Source organism: Bradyrhizobium sp. UFLA05-89, from assembly GCF_059803475.1.
Map to the genome: position 1 here is coordinate 1 of NZ_JBANBA010000279.1, position 1,017 is coordinate 1,017.

The 1,017-nt window shown below is 62.3% G+C and carries 1 protein-coding gene; it reads right to left on the reverse strand.

The genetic code is table 11. From position 1 onward, the window contains the following. On the reverse strand, positions 1-1,017 hold a 1,017-nt coding region (locus SO139_RS46255), incomplete at both ends, for an amino acid adenylation domain-containing protein (protein WP_498542162.1).

Consider the following 1,017-nt stretch of genomic DNA (forward strand, 5'->3'; position numbering starts at 1 on the left):
GCAGCCGCGCACTTAGGTGCGCGCGCAAGGCGCCGGCCAGGTCAGGCTTCTCAGCTTCGAGCGCATGCTCGGCCGCCGCCACGAGATACGCAACGAGTCGCGGCTCGCCCGTCCCATCCTGGTGCGCCGCCACCACCGCCTCGCGCACCAACGGGTGCTCGGCGAGCCGCGCGGCGATCTCGCCGGGCTCGATGCGGAAGCCGCGGATCTTCACCTGCTCGTCGTTGCGGCCCAGAAACTCCAGATTGCCGTCCGGCAGATAGCGCGCCAGGTCGCCAGTGCGGTACAGCCGGTCGCCGTCGACGAAGGGACTGGCGATGAACCGCTCCGCCGTCAGCTCCGGCCGGTTCAGATAGCCGCGCGCCACTCCCGCCCCGCCGATGTAAAGCTCACCCACCGCCCCGAACGGAACAGGCGCGCCATCACCGTCCAGTAGGTAGACTCGAAGATCGGAGATGCGCTTTCCAATTAGACTGCCCGAGGCGGCGGTGTCAGACTGATCAAGAGGCCGATAGGTGACATGCACGGTCGTTTCCGTGGTGCCGTACATGTTGATCAGTTGTGGGGCGCGATCTGAATGCCTTGCATACCACGGCTTCAGAATCGATGGCTCCAGAGCCTCCCCACCGAAAATCACATAGCGAAGGCGGTTTCGAACGCTGCTCTGCTCCAGATCCATGAGAGCTTTAAAAGCCGAGGGGGTCTGGTTCAGAACTGTGACGCCGGACTTGCAGATGACATCATGGAAGTCAGGAGCGGAGAGAGCAGTATCGCTCGGCACAAGAATTAAACGGCCGCCATAGCGGAGCGCGCCCCACAACTCCCAAACAGAGAAGTCGAACGAGATGGAATGGAACAGGCACCATACGTCATGTTCCGTGAAACGATAACAGCTCTCGGTTGCCTCGAACAAGCGCACGATTTGAGCATGTTCGACCATGACGCCCTTGGGAGTGCCTGATGATCCCGAGGTGTAGATCACATAGGCGAGGTGGCGCGCGCTCAGGCCGAGCGTGC